The sequence below is a fragment of the Rhodopirellula halodulae genome (assembly GCF_020966775.1).
GTDB lineage: Bacteria > Planctomycetota > Planctomycetia > Pirellulales > Pirellulaceae > Rhodopirellula > Rhodopirellula halodulae.
Genome location: NZ_JAJKFV010000029.1, coordinates 202,724 through 220,310, shown reverse-complemented (window position 1 = coordinate 220,310; position 17,587 = coordinate 202,724). Strand labels below are relative to the sequence as shown.

The 17,587-nt window shown below is 56.0% G+C and carries 11 protein-coding genes; 5 read left to right on the top strand and 6 right to left on the bottom strand.

The window, feature by feature from the left end; translation table 11 throughout:
• Positions 1-9: 9 nt before the first annotated feature.
• From LOC70_RS13850 to LOC70_RS13840, 3 genes are all read left to right on the top strand, one after another.
• The gene (locus tag LOC70_RS13850) at positions 10-2,154 is read left to right on the top strand and encodes a polysaccharide biosynthesis/export family protein (RefSeq protein ID WP_230254275.1); all 2,145 of its coding nucleotides are present in this window, start codon (positions 10-12) and stop codon (positions 2,152-2,154) included.
• A gap of 81 nt (positions 2,155-2,235) precedes the next feature.
• Positions 2,236-3,519 (top strand): diaminopimelate decarboxylase, encoded by a 1,284-nt coding sequence (locus LOC70_RS13845; RefSeq protein ID WP_230254273.1) that lies wholly within the window; start codon positions 2,236-2,238, stop codon positions 3,517-3,519.
• A gap of 96 nt (positions 3,520-3,615) precedes the next feature.
• Positions 3,616-3,978: a 2Fe-2S iron-sulfur cluster-binding protein gene (locus LOC70_RS13840; protein WP_007338472.1), complete on the top strand. Its 363-nt coding sequence runs from the start codon at positions 3,616-3,618 to the stop codon at positions 3,976-3,978.
• A gap of 40 nt (positions 3,979-4,018) precedes the next feature.
• Here the strand turns inward: LOC70_RS13840 and LOC70_RS13835 are convergent, their stop codons facing one another.
• Together LOC70_RS13835 and LOC70_RS13830 are read right to left on the bottom strand one after the other, a co-directional pair.
• Positions 4,019-5,407 carry a sulfatase-like hydrolase/transferase gene (locus LOC70_RS13835; RefSeq protein WP_230254271.1) on the bottom strand — a complete coding sequence of 463 codons (1,389 nt, stop codon included), beginning with the start codon at positions 5,405-5,407 and terminating at the stop codon, positions 4,019-4,021.
• A 22-nt stretch (positions 5,408-5,429) separates the two neighbouring features.
• On the bottom strand, positions 5,430-5,891 hold the full coding sequence (locus LOC70_RS13830) for a hypothetical protein (RefSeq protein WP_230254269.1): 462 nt from the start codon (positions 5,889-5,891) through the stop codon (positions 5,430-5,432).
• Between the two features lie 123 nt (positions 5,892-6,014).
• Here LOC70_RS13830 and LOC70_RS13825 point away from each other — a divergent pair, with 123 nt between their 5' ends.
• Positions 6,015-7,346 carry a 3-keto-disaccharide hydrolase gene (locus LOC70_RS13825; RefSeq protein WP_230254267.1) on the top strand — a complete coding sequence of 444 codons (1,332 nt, stop codon included), beginning with the start codon at positions 6,015-6,017 and terminating at the stop codon, positions 7,344-7,346.
• 45 nt (positions 7,347-7,391) lie between these two features.
• On the opposite strand, the gene LOC70_RS24500 is transcribed toward LOC70_RS13825, so the two are convergent.
• The 4 genes from LOC70_RS24500 to LOC70_RS13805 all read right to left on the bottom strand — a co-directional run bounded on the left by LOC70_RS24500 (position 7,392) and on the right by LOC70_RS13805 (position 16,451).
• On the bottom strand, positions 7,392-8,105 hold the full coding sequence (locus LOC70_RS24500) for a PAS and helix-turn-helix domain-containing protein (RefSeq protein WP_230254265.1): 714 nt from the start codon (positions 8,103-8,105) through the stop codon (positions 7,392-7,394).
• Between the two features lie 333 nt (positions 8,106-8,438).
• Positions 8,439-9,011 carry a class I SAM-dependent methyltransferase gene (locus LOC70_RS13815; protein WP_230254264.1) on the bottom strand — a complete coding sequence of 191 codons (573 nt, stop codon included), beginning with the start codon at positions 9,009-9,011 and terminating at the stop codon, positions 8,439-8,441.
• Between the two features lie 186 nt (positions 9,012-9,197).
• Entirely contained in the window at positions 9,198-10,046 is an 849-nt protein-coding gene (locus LOC70_RS13810; RefSeq protein ID WP_230254262.1) for an HAD-IIA family hydrolase, read from the bottom strand.
• Positions 10,047-10,400: 354 nt separating this feature from the next.
• Entirely contained in the window at positions 10,401-16,451 is a 6,051-nt protein-coding gene (locus tag LOC70_RS13805; RefSeq protein WP_230254261.1) for an alpha-2-macroglobulin family protein, read from the bottom strand.
• A gap of 238 nt (positions 16,452-16,689) precedes the next feature.
• On the opposite strand from LOC70_RS13805, the gene LOC70_RS13800 reads away from it, so the two are divergent.
• Positions 16,690-17,577, top strand: a complete 888-nt coding sequence (locus LOC70_RS13800) for a sulfite exporter TauE/SafE family protein (RefSeq protein WP_230254259.1) — start codon at positions 16,690-16,692, stop codon at positions 17,575-17,577.
• Positions 17,578-17,587 lie beyond the last annotated feature (10 nt).

Below are 17,587 nucleotides of genomic sequence, written 5' to 3'. Positions count from 1 at the left end.
GATCGTCCCATGAACCCGTCTCGCGTTCGATCAGCCATCCGTCGCTCATTGCTGGCTGCCGGATTGTTGCTGCCGTGGGCTGGAGGCATTTCGGTCTCGGCACAGGAATTGGTGTCTCCGGGAAAGGCGACCCCCGAAGCCAATTCGCGACCGACACCGTTGGGTGGGAACACACAAACGCTTCCGTCTCCGTCACTCAACATGGATGACTTGCCGGACAACCCTCCGGAGATCGATCCAGACGAACTGCTCGAAGTCAATTCGCTGCGTGACTACCGCCGCCGCTTGGAAGAGCACAACCTGCGAACGGAACGTGCCAAACTGGAGGCACGCGCCCGCTTTGAATCCCGATCACGAGATCGCATCCCCGGTCTTCCTTCGCCGCAAGTGAATGATTCGGCGGAAGAAACCGCCACCCCGGCAACTCCGCCGAGCCAACCAGCGGAAACCAAGGCCCCGTCAACGCCGCCAGCGACACGCTCCGAATTGCCACCACCGCTGCGCCCACGCACATCGCCCTCGAACGAAACCGCTCCCCCACGTCCACAGCGTTTGGGTGGCAGTGATGCGTCTTCCGATGACGAAGTCCCCACCTTTCGGCCGGTCCCCAATCAACAGCGTTCCAGCCGAGCAAACTCGTCCGCGTCCAAGCAAGACGACAATGCAAAACGCTTGCAAGCTTTGATGGACGAAGACCGATCCGTCGAATCCTCCAGCGACCTAGAAGCACTCCGCGCACCCGTGCTGCCCGAACCCAAGTTGGATCGGCTGCCCAAACAGGATCAGTTGAAATCGCAAGCCAACAAACAGAACCGCGAAACGGACTCAAAAACCGAACAAGATCCAAAGACGCCTTCGAAGAAAACGGATCGCCAGCCAGCCTCGCGCTCCATTGTCGAGACGGAAGCCCCCAAAGGTCGATCAAAACACGATCAGCAACCTTCGTCATCCCCGACCACTCCCGCATGGCCCCAGATGGTGCAGCGAGAGGTCGAACGTTGGCCGCTTCCGGCTTCGTTCGCCTCCCATGGCGGTGCACGTTTCTCCGGACATCCCAGTAGCGTGACCTGCTCGTCATGCGGCGGGTGCGTGGATCGCAACGGTCGCGGCTTGGAACAGATCAACTCGCACATCGGAATTGGCACGGGAACTCGTCCCGCTTGCCAGTGCTGGCGGTGCCCTCAAAGCATGCCGTTCAATCTTTATGGTCCCGGCAATTATGTCGGTCCGGCGCGAAGTGCTCCCCTGCATGAATATCGATTGCGAGCAGGTGATCAAGTCCAATTGACTTTCCTGATCAAGACCGTGCGCTCGGTGGGAGCCTATCGCCTGGTCGTCGGCGATGAACTGTTGATCGAATCCGAAGCCGATGAAAAGCTCACTCGCGGAACCCTCGAACGTGGCTTGGAGATCCAGCCCGACGGAACGCTGACGCTTCGTTTCATTGGCCAGATTCACGCCGCAGGACAAACCATCGATCAGTTGCGTGATCTGCTGAACGAGCGTTACGAAGAGTACTACCCCGATCCATCGATCGATGTCACTCCCGTGGCAACCGGAAACGTCGCCCGCCAGATTCGCGAAGCGATCAGTGGCTCGGAAGGCTTCAACCCGCAGCAAACCGTGCAAACCATCACGCCGGAAGGCACCATCCGCTTGCCACGATTGGGCGCCGTCCCGGCTCAGGGGCTGACGCTCAGCGAACTCAAACGAGAAATCATCCTCCGTTACGATTCGATGTCCGCCGGTTTGGACGTCGAGGTGGTGCTAGAGCAGCAGGCACCACACTATGTGTACGTGCTGGGCGAAGTCGCAGCTCCCGGACGATTCGAGATCGATGCCCCCACGACCGTTCTGGGCGGGATGGCGCTGGCCGGCAGCTACGTTCCCGGGGCCAACCTGCGACAAGTCGTGATTTTCCGTCGTGGGCCGAACTGGGAATTGCTCTCAACCATGCTGGATTTGCGAGGAGCTCTGCTGGCCAAACAATCGCATCCGGCGGACGAAATTTGGTTGCAGGATGGCGATGTGGTCATCGTTCCCCCCAGCCCCATTCGGTTGTTTGATCGCTTCGTCAGTCAGGTCTTTACCGAGGGAATTTACGGGATTGTGCCCTTCACCGGGTTCGGGTTCTCCTTCGATGAGGGCAACTGATCGGTTTCCGAAAGTTGTCCCGGCGACTATTCTTTCGGTGACTTCTGTCGAAGCATTTTCAACCGATTGCTGAGCCCACCGATGCACTATCAACCACTGCCATTCGATCGCGAATTGATCGATCGAATCATCGAAGACCATCCCACGCCGTTCGTCCTGTACCACGAAGACGGCATCCGCCAGCGCGCCCGCGACCTGAACGAAGCGTTCGCGTGGAACGATGGCTTCCAGCAATACTTTGCCGTCAAAGCCACCCCGAACCCTCACATCGTGGCGATGATGGCTGAGGAGGGCAGCGGAGCGGATTGCAGCAGCGTCGCCGAACTGATCACGTGCGAGCGTTTGGGCATTACCGGTCAGGACGTCATGTTCACGTCCAACAACACGACAATGGAAGAGTTCGAGATCGCCAACAAGCTCGGCGCGATCATCAATCTGGACACGCCTCATCACATTGATCAAATCTCACAACTCAGCCCATTGCCAGAAATGGTTTCGTTCCGCTTCAACCCCGGTCCGGAACGTCAAGGCAATGTGATCATTGGAGATCCCAAAGAAGCCAAGTTCGGCAGCACCCGTCAGCAACTGATCGATGGCTACCGTCGTTGTGCAGAACTCGGCATCACCCGTTTCGGTTTGCACGCGATGGTGGTCAGCAACGAACTGAACATCGAAGCCTTGCTGCAAACGGCTGAGATGCTGTTCGAACTCGCGGTTGAAATTCATCGCGAAACGGGCATCTCGGTCGAGTGCATCAACTTGGGCGGCGGCATTGGTGTGCCTTACAAACCTGGACAAGATCCCGTTGACTTGACCGCGTTCGGTGCGGGTGTCAAAGACCGCTACGATTCGATCTTGGTTCCCGCGGGACTGGCTCCCGTGCGAATCTTGATGGAAAACGGTCGCGCAATGACCGGCCCATTTGGCTATTTGGTCACCAAAGTCATCAACCAAAAATCATCGTACAAGGACTACGTGGGCGTCGACGCTTGCATGAGCAACCTGATGCGTCCCGGAATGTACGGTGCCTACCACCACATCACGGTGATGGGCAAAGAAGACCAACCCGCGGATCGCACGGTCGATGTGGTTGGGTCCCTTTGCGAAAACAACGACAAGTTCGCGATCGACCGACCAATGCCCGCGACGGAAGTTGGGGACATTGCGATCATTCATGATGCGGGTGCTCACGGCCACAGCATGGGCTTCCAGTACAACGGTCGCTTGCGTTCGGCAGAGATCGTCTTCAATGACTCGGGTGACTTCCGCCAAATTCGACGTGCGGAAACCTTCGATGACTACTTCTGCACCGTGGATTTCGATTCCGTTCAAGTCGAACGCAAACAATCCGCCGCGGTCAGCTGAATTGTCGTCGACCCAGGCTTGCTGCCTGTGTCAGCCATTTCGCACGGGCGATTCCACCGTGCTTTCCTCGTTCCTCTTTTGCACCACCAAGACTCCATGCCCAAACTCACCGTTGAAAACGTTGGTACCTTCGATGTCCCCGCCGGCAAACGGTTGGTCAAAGCCTTGGTGGAAGAAGCGGGAACGGATCAGTTGCACGCATGCGGCGGTGTTTCGCGATGCACCACTTGCCGCGTGGAATTCGTGGAAGGAGAACCCGAGCAGATCACCGCTGCCGAGAAAGAAACCCTTCGCGTGCGTGAAGTGACGGAGCCGGGCGTCCGGCTTAGCTGCCAAATCAATTGCGATCACGACATGACGGTTCGAGTCATCAGTCGTCTGGAAGGCAGCGGTCGCAAAGACCAAGGCGGCGCCGTGGCGGACGAGATCCAACCGGCTCCCGAGTGGACGACCAAGTAGTTCTCTTCACTGGTCGACTTCGTTGCAGGCGACTTCATTGCTAGCGGGCCTGAGGCGGCACAACGTCCGCGAATGAGTCGATCTTGGCCTGCAATATTTCGCGAATTTGTTCCTGTTCCAATATCAACGAAGTCAGCGGCGACTTCTCGTTGCGGTCTTCTTGGACGTCAAAGAACTCGCCATCGCCGTACAACTTGTAGCGCTGGTTGCGAGCAAATTCTCGAGCCTTCTTCGGGCGACCGTTGCGTTCATACCACATGAACATCGCTTCGCGTCCCTTGCCCTCTTCGCCGCGAAGCACTGGAAGGAAGCTTATCCCATCGATGGGCAATTCTTCGGGTACACGCGCCCCCGCCACCTCACACATCGTCGGTAGAAAATCACTGAAGTCGACGATTTGCGAAGTCACTCGTCCGGCGTCGATCTGATCGGGCCACCGAGCGATGCAGGTCACATGATTGCCCGCGTCCACCATCTCACCTTTGGCCCCAACCACCTCTCCAAATCGCGTCTGTGTCACGATCGGGGTGTCGGTCCCGTTGTCTCCGGTGAACAACAACAAAGTGTTTTCGCGAATTCCCAGGTCGCGCAGGTGCTGATCGATCCGCCCCACGATTTTGTCGACATAGGCAACCATGTCGCCAAAGTGCTCAGGCTGGCCTTTGTAAGTCTTGCTGCCCAATGATTCAGGATCCCACGACTTGGAATCAGGCGTCGGGCAAAACGGACAATGCACCAATGCCATCGGGTAGTAAGCCAGAAACGGTTGATCGCGATTCTCTTCCATGAACTCGCACAAAAAGTCCGCGAAGAGATCCGATGAGAACGCGCCGCCGGTGTGGTTTTCTTCCACACCGTTTCGCTCCAGCCGAGGGTTGGGATATCGCGTGTCGTGCTTCTTGGCGTCCATGCGACCGCGAGTGTGTTGCCACAGCAGCGATTGTTCAAAACCAAAATGCTGTGGTGAATCCAGTTCGCTACCCAATTGCCATTTTCCGGCGATGCAGGTTCGGTACCCCGCTTCCTTCAGCAAATGTGCAAACGTGGTTTGCTCGCGATCCAGCATCCCAAACTTCACGTAGTTGCGTTTGTTGGATTGGCCGGTCATCAGCTTGACGCGAGACGGCGTGCAGATCGGTTGCGAGTAACAATGTTCGAATCGCAAACCTTCACTGGCAATCCGATCAATGTTGGGTGTTTGATAGTCCAACGATCCGTTTGCTCCAATGCATTCAAACCCCATGTCATCGGCCATGATCAGGACTATGTTGGGCCGCTGATGAGATTGGCTGTCACTCGATGTTTCCGCATGACAGAACCTCGATGTCATGCACGAAGCCATGGTCGCAACCAGCAAAGCTGGCAGGGCAAACCCGGTGCATCCGCGGCGAGTCGCAATTCGCTGCCGCCAAACGATCGCTTGCGTCATCCAATCCCACCTTTTTTTGAAGTCATGATTTAGTTCGGAACACCCGCATCACCGCGGACAAGACCCCCAGCACACCCAACGCCGGTCCGATCGCAAGCAGCAAGCGAGGCTGCGCGGCAACGACAACGATGCCGATCACCCCGGCAACCGCCAGCCCCGGTGGCAACCACTTTGCCGGCCGACGCAGAGAATCCCACGCCAACCAAAGTGCTCCCAGCACCAACCCCACACGAACCAGAGCCGCTGTTGCAAACGCGTGCGCAGAAGCGGAACCAAGCGTTTCTTCACCGACGGATGTGAAGTAGGCCACCCCGCCCGCCACCAGCATCACCAGTGCCAGACCGCCGATGACTCGCCTTCGCCACGAGGTTTCCACGGCATTTGCCGAAGTGTCCACTCGTTCCCGTTTTTTCCCCTCCTCTTCACGCGAAGACTCCATGGCCGAGGCGAGGATCTTCCATGCGATGCGGGAATAGTTTGGCATGCCACTCTTGGCGGGAATCTCGGAGAAAAACGTTTCCTGGAGTATACTGGCAATTCGCCGATGCGCCGTGAGTTCATTGGCGTCCCATCGACTCAATCCCCATTCCATCAAAATCACTCCCCTATGACCAATCTTTCTTGGCTCCCACCTTTCCGTCCTCAATCGCTGGCCCTCGTGGTGCTGCTGTGCGCTGGTACATCGGCATCGTCTTTCGCGGTGGCGGATGATGCGGAACCGGCAGATGCGAACGCAACGCCTAGCCAACTCGCCGACGCAACACCAATCTTCGATGGCAAGTCGCTGGAAGGATGGACCAATCCTTACGAATGGGGCAAAACCGAAGTCGTCGATGGCGAGATTCACTTAACCGCTGACAAGAAGTTTTTCTTGGTCACCGAGAAGCTCTATCACGACTACGAGTTCGAAGGAGAAGTCAAACTGCCCGAGGGCAAGTCGAACAGCGGCTTCATGGCACGTGGTCAGGTCGCTCCGAACAAGGTCTTTGGCTATCAAGCCGAAGCGGACCCCACCGATCGACGCTGGTCGGGTGGGCTGTATGACGAAGGTCGCCGCCAATGGTTGGTACCGCTGTGGGAACAACCCGAAGCCCAAGCCGCCTTCGATCGTGACCGATGGAATCGCTATCGCATCCGATGCGTTGGCAACCATCTGCAGTTCTTTGTCAACGATGTTCCGACCACGGACTACTTTGATCCGGTCAACCTGAGCGGCCGCGTTGGTCTGCAACACCATGGCGAAAAGGGTCAAACCTATCGTTTCCGAAATCTCAAAGTCCGCGAATTGGGACGCCACGAATGGAAGCCGTTGTTCGATGGCAAATCCCTGGACGGATGGGAAACTGTCGGCGGCGGAAAATGGGAAGTGGTCGATGGCATCTTGCAAGGTCGTGCCAGCAGCGAAGCCAATGAACCCAACGGCATGCTGTACAGCAAACAAACCATGACCGATGGCACCTATCGAATCGAATACCGATTCCGCCAAGGCAACAGCGGCTTCTTTGTCCGTAGCCAAATCACCGACAACAAACCGTTTGTCAAAGGCGTTCAGTGCGAAATCGATGGCAGCGAAAACGTGGGCGGCTTGTATCAGACCGGGGGTGCTGGTTGGTTGGTGCAACCGCTCCACTACCTGGAAGAAAAGTTCCCCATGGATCGGCGTGCCGTCGTTGAAAGGCGTTGGAAGCAAGCTCGCGAAGGCAAGCAACTGGATAAGAAAATCGTCACGTCCGAAGGCAATGACACACCTTGGAATACCATGGTCGTCAGTGTATCGGGCAAGCGAATCGTCGTTCACTTGAACGATTGCTTGGCCGCCGATTACGTCGTGGACGACTTGGCTGACTCCGGCGTGGTCGCGCTGCAACTGCACGGCAACCAAGACCTCGAAGTCGACTTCCGCAAAGTCGAGATGCTGGTTCCCGCCAGCGAAGAGTGAACGCTGAGAATTTGCAAATGGCGTGGTGAACCACGCCTCGACTCGTCATTCGGTCGCGGGCAATCGTTTCAGCTTTGCGTCATCCAGATCCAGCCCCATTTCGCTAATGATCATCACCAGTTCAGCTTGGCCATGTAGGCCAAGCTTCTGAGTGATCGCGGATTTGTGACGCTCGATCGTCTTCGGGCTGCGTTGCAGCAATTTGGCCACTTTCGGGACACTCATGCCGTGCCCAAGCAACACGGCAACTTCCACCTCTCGCTGCGTCAGTATGCTGAGAGGTCCATAGTCGATGAACTCCGTGCGAACGGTCTCGATCGATTTGTCCAACTCGGTCTTTAACAATCCCGACGTGGTTCGGCTGACCACCACGACCCGGTGATAGGGCGGCTTCGAATCCCGAATCGGCCAAACCGTCGAATGAATTTGTTTGCCGTGATAGATATGCCGAATCGCGAGCGGTTTTCCTTCCGCCAAGACTCGAGCGATCATCGCCAAACGTTCCTTCACATACTGCGGTGGATGGAAGTCGTGAATGAACTTGCCCGTGTAGTCGAGCCCGGGCACATCAGAGAAAAGCACCATCGCGGTGTCATTCACATAGATCAGACGTCCCTCGTGATCGGTAACACAGACTCCGATTCCGGCTGTTTGAGTGAGCGCAGTCCAAATCGAATTCGGATCGAACTCGGGTGCGTCCACACGCACGGGTCTCACAGAAGCAACGTTTTTCGTCGATGATTCGGTGGGATCGGACACAGCCACTCTTCAAAATGAGCCACGCAATCATGAGGGAATACCGTCATAGATTACTCGCAAACCGTCTCCAATACTATCGAAACACCTGTTCGATTGATGTGTGGCGAATGCGGCGCAACCATCAATCCATCCATTCATCATGGAAGGCTCACAGCCGCTGCCACGGATGGCTTCATCACATTCAGCTTGGTTCACTCGCACATCGATTTCGTGATCAGCCAGATTGGCGAATGATTCAGACCACTGAAAGAACTTGATAGGGCGAGGAGCCTGTGGCGGGACGGTCGGGTTGGAGGGGCAGCAACCAAACCGTCTCGCCACCTCCCACCCTTTTCAATCGAGTCGACGAAACCAGTCGAACACGTGGTCATGGCCATCCATGCCGGTAACCCGATGCCGGGCCGGCAGGCCCATGTAATCAGCGTGCTCAAACCTGGACGCGATTCCCGGATCGTGCGTTGGATCCTCCGTCCGATCGGCATCCCAACCGATCATGACATACCCATTTGGGCGCAGTGCCTCATGACACGCATCCACCATGCCCTGAATTTGCTCCGAATCATTCACGCCAAAACCAAGCACTCCATTCAGGTGAATCAAATCGAAACGCTGGTTCTCGAACACTTGATTCACGCGGCAGATATCACCGGTTCGGTGCCATTGGCCGTTGCCGAATCGCGCAACCGAAGGCTCAACATCCATTGTCCAAACCTGAGTTCGCGAAAGATGAAATTGGTTGGGGTAGCGTCGTGTGTAACGACGCGTCCCCACCAGCAACACGTCCGCGGCATCCGCCGCTGCCATCGCCGGTAACATCACCTCTCGCAAATAGACGCGATCGGGTAGCGACTGCACTTTCAAATTGAATTGAATGGCAGAAATGATCGATTGAACTCGTTCAAGCATGGCCTGTCCCCGGATTCTGAATCGCAACCAATCGTTGGCTTGGCAGATTCTACTCCGTTCACTTTGAAAGTGATGCATGGCGGTCCAATACGGCACGAAGCAACCCGCCTCTCACTGAGCTTGTCTCGCCCAGTCAATCGTGTTGCTGGACAAGAACGCTAGCTTGAACTCGGAAGACACCAAAGCTCACGCGTTCGCGGCAGCCCAGGCGGCGAAGTTGGTCACCGTGTCGTCTTCCCGATTGCCAACGGGCAAACTCGTTTCCACGAAGTCACTGACATCGCAAAGGTCTGCGATGGAATCCACGATGACGTCGGGTCCAAACGCGAACTGCTCCAAGTCCTCTCGCTTGGTGCCACCGGACAAGGTCAACACCGTTCGGTAACCCATTTGAACGCCTCCCAAGATGTCCGTTTCCATGGTGTCGCCCACCATCACGGTTTGCGACGTTGCCAGTTTGAGTTCTTTGCGAGCGGCCCGCATCATGATGGGACTCGGTTTACCAACGCTGAATGCCTTGCGACCTGTCACCGCTTCCAGGTAGGCGACGGTCGCACCGCAACCGGGGCGAGTCCCGTTTTTCGTGGGACAACTCGGATCCAAATTCGTCGCGATCAATTTGGCTCCGCCGAGAATCATGTCGACCGCTGACTCCAATGCGTTGAGCGTGATGGTGCGTCCCTCACCAACCACGACGAAGTCCGGTGAATGATCAACGATCGAGAAACCGTTTTGGTGCATGGCCTGCAACAAGCCGCCTTCGCCGATGATGTAAGCGGTCCCGTTCGGCTTTAGCTTGGCGAGGAATCGTGCGGTTGCCATCGCACAGGTGAAGATGTGGGTTTCCTCCACGAAGATCCCCATCCGCTGAAGTTTCGTTTGAACGTCGCGGCGAGTGCGTTGGCTGTTGTTCGTCAAAAACAGAAATGGGATGTCCTGGCGAATCAATACATCAATGAATTGATCCGCACCTGGAATCAATTCACTACCGCGGTAGATGACGCCATCCATGTCGATCAAAAAGCCCGTTTTCATCTAAATGCTGCTGGAGTTTCGGGTTCAGAAATCATCACTGGCACTTACTTTCCAGCGAAGGTCCCGGCTCCGAACGCAGCTTTCGTACCAACGCGACTTAAGGAGCCTTCCTCGCCTTTAGCCTGAATCCATGGCGACCGATCGAGAGCCATGCCCGAACGTTGAACACCCCCCTGCTCAAACAGAAGGCACTCCATGAAGGTTTTGTGATACATCGAGTAGCAAAACCACAACGGCAAACGAACACCCCTTCAGCGAGCCAATACGAAGCACCGCGAGAGCCGCCTTCGTGTGGCGGCTCGCAGGGTCATCGGTTTCAACGGTCATCAGCTTCAACAAGTCATCCTTGAGGGATCACTTCACTTCCAGTGCGTGGCTTTCGCTGTGGCTGTTGTACTGAGGTGCGTACATCGACTCGATGCTCGCCATTCCGGTTTGGTAGTTCCCGCGAAGTTGAACTCGGCAACGCGACTCCAACACGTAGGTCCCCTTTCGCAGGTACCCGATGAAGAAGTGCTCGGCCGCATCACGCGTGCTTTGGTAGTAACCGAGCGCGTCTTGCGAGCGATATTGCGACAGCACATTCACCGGCTCCGTGCCGCTGCCTCGGTGATCCCGAAGATGCAAGAATTCCATGTCACGATCGCTGCGGATGATCAGACGCGAAACCAACTCGTCCCCGACGCGAACCGGTTCGTCGCCAACCGGACGCAGGACTGGCCCTGAGTCAGTCGCACGAACGACAAACAGCTGTTTTTCGACTTGCAACGGCGTGCCGTCGTGCGGCGTGATGTTTTCGATGTTCTCGAAGTATTGCCAGTGAACACCACCCCAGGCGATGCCGGGTGTTGTCTTCTTCACCCGAATCGATCCCATCTGCGGCGTGATCTCACTTGCTGAGAATCGGTGCTGATAGAACCCCGTTCCCGCTTCGACACTGGCCTTGGGAACGTCCGTTTGTCCAACGGCCACGTCGACGACTTCATTGCTTGCCAACTTGTCCGTGCCTCGAAGCAACAACGCGTAAACCGCGTCGGCGGTGGACTTGGTGGTTTCCCAAGATTGAGTTTCTTTTTGACGCAACAACCAAGCTTGACATTGCTCGACTCGCTTGGCGTCACCGGCCACCTCGTCCAACACTTCAATCATCATCGCTTGTGTTTCGATCGGTGCTTGGTACCACCACCAACCTGATTGCGGATCGTTCCAGTGCATCCCTTGTTCATCGACCACCGATCGTTCGATCAGCGACGCGACAATTTCGCGAGCCGCATCCAATCGACCGGACCGGTGCAGCGCCAATGCAGCGTGCCCTTGGCTCATTCGACTGGGCAGTGACAACCAGTGTTGTTGTAGCTGCTGTGTCCAGTACTCCACCGCTTCCTTGTGCTCAACGGCAACCGGCTGATCGAGATAGAAGCTTCGACCGTACAACAACATCGCGATCGTCGGCGAGACATGCACTTTGCCGCGATCTTCAGCTTTGATGCGGTCGTACAATTTCTTGGCATACTCGTCCAAGTGTTTCAGGCCCGCCATGGCGGCTTGCATATCGACATCCACGCCCAAGTGATTCAGTCGACCAAAGCCCGTCACGATGATCATCGTGATGGTATCGTTGGCCGGTCCTCCGTCGAACCAAGCAAAACTGCCGTCGTCTTTTTGAAGCTCTAATAATCGACGCGTCAATCGATCGGCTTGATCATTGACACGGTTGGTATCGAACAAGATGCCAACGTTTCGTCGAGCCTCAGATTCTGATTGCGACTGCAACACCCAGGGTGTTTCCGACAGAGCAATTGATTTCAGATCTTCGTTTTGGGCCAGCGGACTGTCCAACGTTTCGCGTCCAGCAGCCTTGGGCTGGTTCCGCCATTGCTGGAACACACGCTCAATCCGAGGATCGGACGTCGCGATGTGCCGGGCCAACAGATTGGCGTACAAACGATGAAAGGTTTGCTCGCTGCATTCGTGCGGGTACTCCATCAAGTACGGCAGTGCCATCACCGCGTACCACGCCGGGTTCGATGTCATCTGCACGGTTAACGATTCGCTCTTCAACGTGCTGCTTTTTCCCTGCAACAATTTTGGCAACGTAAACGTCTTCGTTTCGGCACCGTCGATAGGCAGCGAGATGGATTCGTGAACCAACACGCGACGCGTCAGGACTGGCAAATAACCTTCTTCTCCGTCCGACAATCGTCCGGTTGACCCGACCGCCTTGTAAACCAAGTAGCCGATGCCATCCGGAACAGAGATTCGCCACGAGAACGTTTTGGATTGCCCGGCAGGAATCTCGAACGACTGTTTCGGTTGCGAGTTGCCAACCTGCTCATCCACCGATTCACCGGTCGCGGCGGACGACAGATTCAACGCGACCACGCCGGATTGCATGGAGGCGGATTGATTGCTGACCTTCACCGTCAGTTCGATCTCATCGCCTTCACGAAGGGTTCTCGGCGGGTTCGGCTGAACCATCACGTCCTTGCTCGTCACGGCAGTCCCCGAGATCGTGCCGGATGCCAGATCGGCACCATGGGCAAATCCCAACAACTGCCAACGGGTCAGCGCCTCCGGCATCGTGAACTTCATCTTCACCACGCCGTTTTCGTCCGCGATCAATTCGGGGAAGAAGAAAGCCGTCTCGTTCAAGTTCTTTCGCGGAGGAATGCCGGAGAGATCAATGTCTGGCACTGTTTCGGCCGGAGGCCCAGCATCATCCGCGGCTTGTTCGGCCAATTCCAACTCGGCCCCTGCCGCAGCGCGTCCGGCAGATTTCATCATCGGTGCCGATGCTGGAACCGCTCCATCAGCCATCGCCATGTCCGCTTCCGCATACAGCATGTTGCTCGACATTCCTCGAGCCATCGGCATCGGGCGACCAAAATGGTTGCTCAACCGAAACTCGTTGACCCAATCCGCGTAACTCAGATCCCCATTCGGATAACCCTGACGAGCCCAATAGGACAGCACTCGCAAGCCTTCCCAGTTGTTGTTCAGCTGCGGATGGCGATAGCTACGATCGCGATAGAACATGTTGAAACCAGACATGAACTGGTGCTTCGCGAAAACGTCCAGCGACGCGTCATACAAGGTCGCGACCATCTCCATGACACGCTCTTGCTGGGCTTCGGCCTCAGAACCGTTCGGTTCGATCACCGCAGTCCAAGTTTCCTCCGCACCGGGTTTCAATTTCGAAACGAAACGCTCCCAACGGATCGTCCACTGTTTGTTCGTCCACGGCACATCGACATACTGTTGATGAAGATGCAAACGGTTGTCTTGAAGCATCATCACTCGCACGATGAACCCGCCTCGCATGGACTCATCGATGGCTTGACGGATCTTCACCTGCGTCGTGTCACCCGCCGTCCAATACCTTTGCAGCAACTTTCCGCGATGTTCCACTTCCACCAGAGCTCGGGCGGACTCGTAGCCAGTTCCCCAGATCGCCTCGAAAGTTTCACCCGGTTCCAAGGAGGACTTCGGCATAACAAACAGGCTGGGCAGAGGGAGCCCCAAGTGATCCGCGTCCGGGTCAATCACTCGCAACGGCAGAATCGCCGAAACGGAATTGCCGGCTGAATCCACCGCTGACAACACCGCGCGGTAGTGTCCTTTTTTCAGCGAGACATTCCATTCTCCGCGGCCCGATGCGTCGGTCGTCAGTGTGGTTGAATCTTGCAGCTCGTCCAACGGCCACGAGTTTATATCGTCCGCTCGAACTTGCCCTTCGACATCATCCTTCATCGAGAGCGGACTTGATCCCCAAAGTGGCTGTGCAATCTCGTCGGGTGCTTTCAAAGACCACAACTCAATCTTGACCTCAGCGGTTTGTGCTTCGCCGTCCAAAGAAGTCGTTTGAACCTTCAGGTCGATTGACTCGTTCGAGGTCAGCCAGTCTGGATTCTCGACATTCATCCTGGCGGCCAAGGTTGTGTACCCAGCCGTCACGGTACGGTTGTCTGACCGGGTCTCACCTGTCGTGTCGACCACATCGGCCGTGATCAGATAGCGGAACGTCGGCTCACTTTCGCGATCGACGGATGCATCCGGAACGGCGTCAAAGTCGATTTGGAAACGCCCCAATTCATCCGTTGTGGTTTCACCTTGAACAATCGTTTGTGGATTCGATGGCGGCGTGGGAATCCACCAACAACGCCATCCCCACCAGATGGGATATCGAACTTCACGAACCACGGTGTAGCGAACCACAGCATCGTTGATGGCAGCACCGGTGTACGCGGTCGCTTTGCCAGTGACAGTCACCGATTCTTCCAAGCGAACGGGATCGCTCGGGGCTTCTAGCTTCACTTCAAACTTCGGCCGTTTGTACTCTTCCACCCGCACCGTCGCGCTACCGGCCGGGAATTCCCGCACGACCAAACGCATCTGCCCGGTCAATCCGCTGGTGGGCAATTGGAAACTGCCATGACAACTGCCGCGGTCGTTTGTCTTCAGATCCAACGTGTCAACGACCTGGTTGTTGGGATCGATCAACTGGACCTTCATCGCTTGACGATTGTGGGTCGCGTAGTGGTTTTCTTGTTGATCAAACGTGGTGGCGATGGCTTTGAATCGCAACGTTTGCCCAGGCCGGTAAATGGCTCGGTCGGTAAAGAAAACCGTTCGTCCCTTTCTATTTGCATCAAGAGCAGGCGGACGCCGCGAATGGCCGAGCGAATGATGCTGCGTCGCGGGCAGACGATGCTTTCCATTGCGAGCGACCAGCAACAAATTGTGTTGGTCAGAACCTTTCAGCTCGAATCGGCCGTCTCGGTCTGTCGACAGAGATGGCAGAGATTGATACCGATAGCCATTGTTGCGATTGTTCCTGGTAGCCCCTTCATCGGTGAATCGATAAACCTCGACCGTCGCCTCGGAAACGGGCTCGCCTGACGCGCCATCCAAGACATAACCTTCCAAGGAGTCTTGGTTCCAACGACCTTCGGTCACGAGAGCCAACTCACTCACCCAAATCAGGTTGCACGCCAGATAGTTTTCTTGATCGCTGAACTCTTTGTCCCCGCTTGCGACTAACAGATACGGCCCCTTGGATAGATCCGATGGGGCATCCAGACGATGGATTTTGGTCTGATAGTCTTCAGTCGCTTTCAAATCCACCGACCACGCTTGCTCGACCGGTGCATCGGCGAACGACTCAAGCCAATAGCGATCTTCGTTCGGGATGGCTCTGCCAGAACGCAGCATGCGATCGAAATCCAACTTCAGCAATTTGAAGTGCACTCGCGTGACGTTCTTGTAGCTGATCTCAATCTTCGGATGGGCGGATTCATTGAGCTCAGGATTCCAAATGCCTTCGGTGCTCAAATTCAGCTCGGGCGATTCGATTTGCTCGATCAAGGCCGCACATTGTCTTCCTCCGAAGCTGTCTCGGTGCAAACGCACGGCATCGCTGGCGAGTTGATGAGCCAATACGAAGTCTTCGTTGCTCATCGCCATCTGAGCCAATTTGAAGCTCGCTCGGGCACTGATTTCGTGGTCACGATGTTCGCTCATGAAACGCTTCACGGCGGTTTGCACACGATCATCTTTGTCGCCACTCACCACGTTTTGATCCGCGAACATCAAACGCGTCCAATCCGCATCCAAGTACGCATCGGGGTTGTCCGCTGACTGGCTTTTTCGAAACGCGACCCACTCTTGCATCAAAATGGTCGCACGTCGCAGTGGTGATTCGGCATCCAGCTCTGGAATCTCCCACGCCAAAAACTTGTCGACCGAATCCAACACGGGTGAATTGGCTTCCAACTCGAAACGCTCAATCGGACCGGAGTAAATCGAATGAGCGTCCACAAAGTGGTCAACGGCCTGCATCACTAAGAAGTCGTAGACCGTCGGGCGATAGGATTCGGGTGCACTTCCCTGATTCACCAATCGCTGGATCGATTCGAGGTCAACATCCTTCAGCGATTGTGATTCCGCCAAAGCGGCATCGAACAGGCTGCCGGCGTGACGAATGATTCGTTGAGCACTCCAAGTTTTCAGGTCATCCGCTGACTTGATTGGTGTGGTGTCCTCCTCCTGTGTTTCGACCTCCGTCCGGTTGCGGAAACGCCATTGATTTTGTTGCTGATACGAATAGAACCATTCCGCCAACAACGCCTGCAGCAGTGGTTTGGTTCCTTCGGGTGCCGATTGCAGTTCTTGTTGCAATTGCAGAATCCGCTCTTCCGCACCACCGCCTTCCAGCTGACCTTTCAGCGAAGCACGCATGCCCATGGCGAACAGCGCGTCGTCGTGGTCAGATTCCGCAATCGCGGCGGGTACGATGGCGTCGTAATGCTCCAGAGCGGTTTTGGGCAGACCTTTCTTCAGAGCTTGATCAGCAGCCTCGAACTGCTCTGTTCGCCATTTCGCGTCTTGTTTGGATTCAGCGGCCATGGAATGCCTCAAAGGTGGATACAGCAGACCGAGCAACAGACTCGAGACCACGATAACGCTGAAAACGATACGGAATTGCCGCATGGCAGATCACCTCGAGAAACAACAAAGAGAAGACAGTGCACAGATGAGACACAGTTTTTTCGCGGGCAAAGCCGCTATGGGCACCGTTCGGTGATCCCCGAAAACGGTGACGCTCGGCGTGAGCGAGGCGCACAGGGTTAACGATTGGCTGAGCATGTTATTAGGTGGAAAATTCTGGATTGTCGCGTGGTTCTTTGTGGCCGCACTGGTGTACAGCAGTGCTGGTTTCGGAGGCGGGTCCACGTACACCGCGTTGTTGGTGCTGCACCGAGTGGATCATCGCGTCCTTCCGATGTTGTCGTTGGCCTGCAACTTGATGGTTGTTGCGGGGTCCTGTTGGCGATTCTCTCGTCGTCAACAAATGCCGTGGGCTCGTTGCATTCCATTGGTTTTGGGTTCCATCCCGATGGCTTGGATCGGAGGATCCATTCCGTTGGACCGCGAAATTTTCGTGCCATTGCTTAGCACCACGTTGATCGTAGCAGGATGCATGCTGCTGTTGAGTGGACGAGGTGGCGAGAACTCCGCAACGACGTCAGACGCCACCAGTTCGGCGTCGACTAAGTCCGTGCATTCGTTGGGCAATTCGGAATCCAACGAACCAGAGCATCCGCCAATGAAGCGGATGAAATTTTCGTTCAATTTTCGAACAAGTTGGCAACTTGGTTTGGGAGCACTCTTGGGTTTGCTAGCAGGCTTGGTTGGCATTGGAGGAGGCATCTTCCTTTCGCCCGTGTTGCACCTCACGCGTTGGGGTTCCGCTCGCGAAATCGCCGCCACGTCATCGCTCTTTATCCTGGTCAATTCCATCGCGGGATTGATCGGACAAGGCAGCAAGCACGCATGGTCTCTGAGTGAGATCCACGACCAACTGCAAACTCACGCACCGTGGTGGCCATGGTTGCTGGTCAGCGTTTTGCTGGGTGGACAGCTCGGCAACGCCGCCGCCTCCGGTTGGTTTTCACCGATCGGATTGCGGCGGGTCACGGCTGTGATCGTTTTGGCTGCCGGATGTCGCTTGGCGTTTTTGTTCGGTCAGTGACAGATCTCGT

Coding starts and splice junctions, on each gene's coding strand:
- LOC70_RS13850 (WP_230254275.1), top strand. CDS start 10: ATGAACCCGTCTCGCGTTCGATCAGCCATCCGTCGCTCATTGCTGGCT.
- LOC70_RS13845 (WP_230254273.1), top strand. CDS start 2,236: ATGCACTATCAACCACTGCCATTCGATCGCGAATTGATCGATCGAATC.
- LOC70_RS13840 (WP_007338472.1), top strand. CDS start 3,616: ATGCCCAAACTCACCGTTGAAAACGTTGGTACCTTCGATGTCCCCGCC.
- LOC70_RS13835 (WP_230254271.1), bottom strand. CDS start 5,407: ATGACGCAAGCGATCGTTTGGCGGCAGCGAATTGCGACTCGCCGCGGA.
- LOC70_RS13830 (WP_230254269.1), bottom strand. CDS start 5,891: ATGCCAAACTATTCCCGCATCGCATGGAAGATCCTCGCCTCGGCCATG.
- LOC70_RS13825 (WP_230254267.1), top strand. CDS start 6,015: ATGACCAATCTTTCTTGGCTCCCACCTTTCCGTCCTCAATCGCTGGCC.
- LOC70_RS13815 (WP_230254264.1), bottom strand. CDS start 9,011: ATGCTTGAACGAGTTCAATCGATCATTTCTGCCATTCAATTCAATTTG.
- LOC70_RS13810 (WP_230254262.1), bottom strand. CDS start 10,046: ATGAAAACGGGCTTTTTGATCGACATGGATGGCGTCATCTACCGCGGT.
- LOC70_RS13805 (WP_230254261.1), bottom strand. CDS start 16,451: ATGGCCGCTGAATCCAAACAAGACGCGAAATGGCGAACAGAGCAGTTC.
- LOC70_RS13800 (WP_230254259.1), top strand. CDS start 16,690: ATGTTATTAGGTGGAAAATTCTGGATTGTCGCGTGGTTCTTTGTGGCC.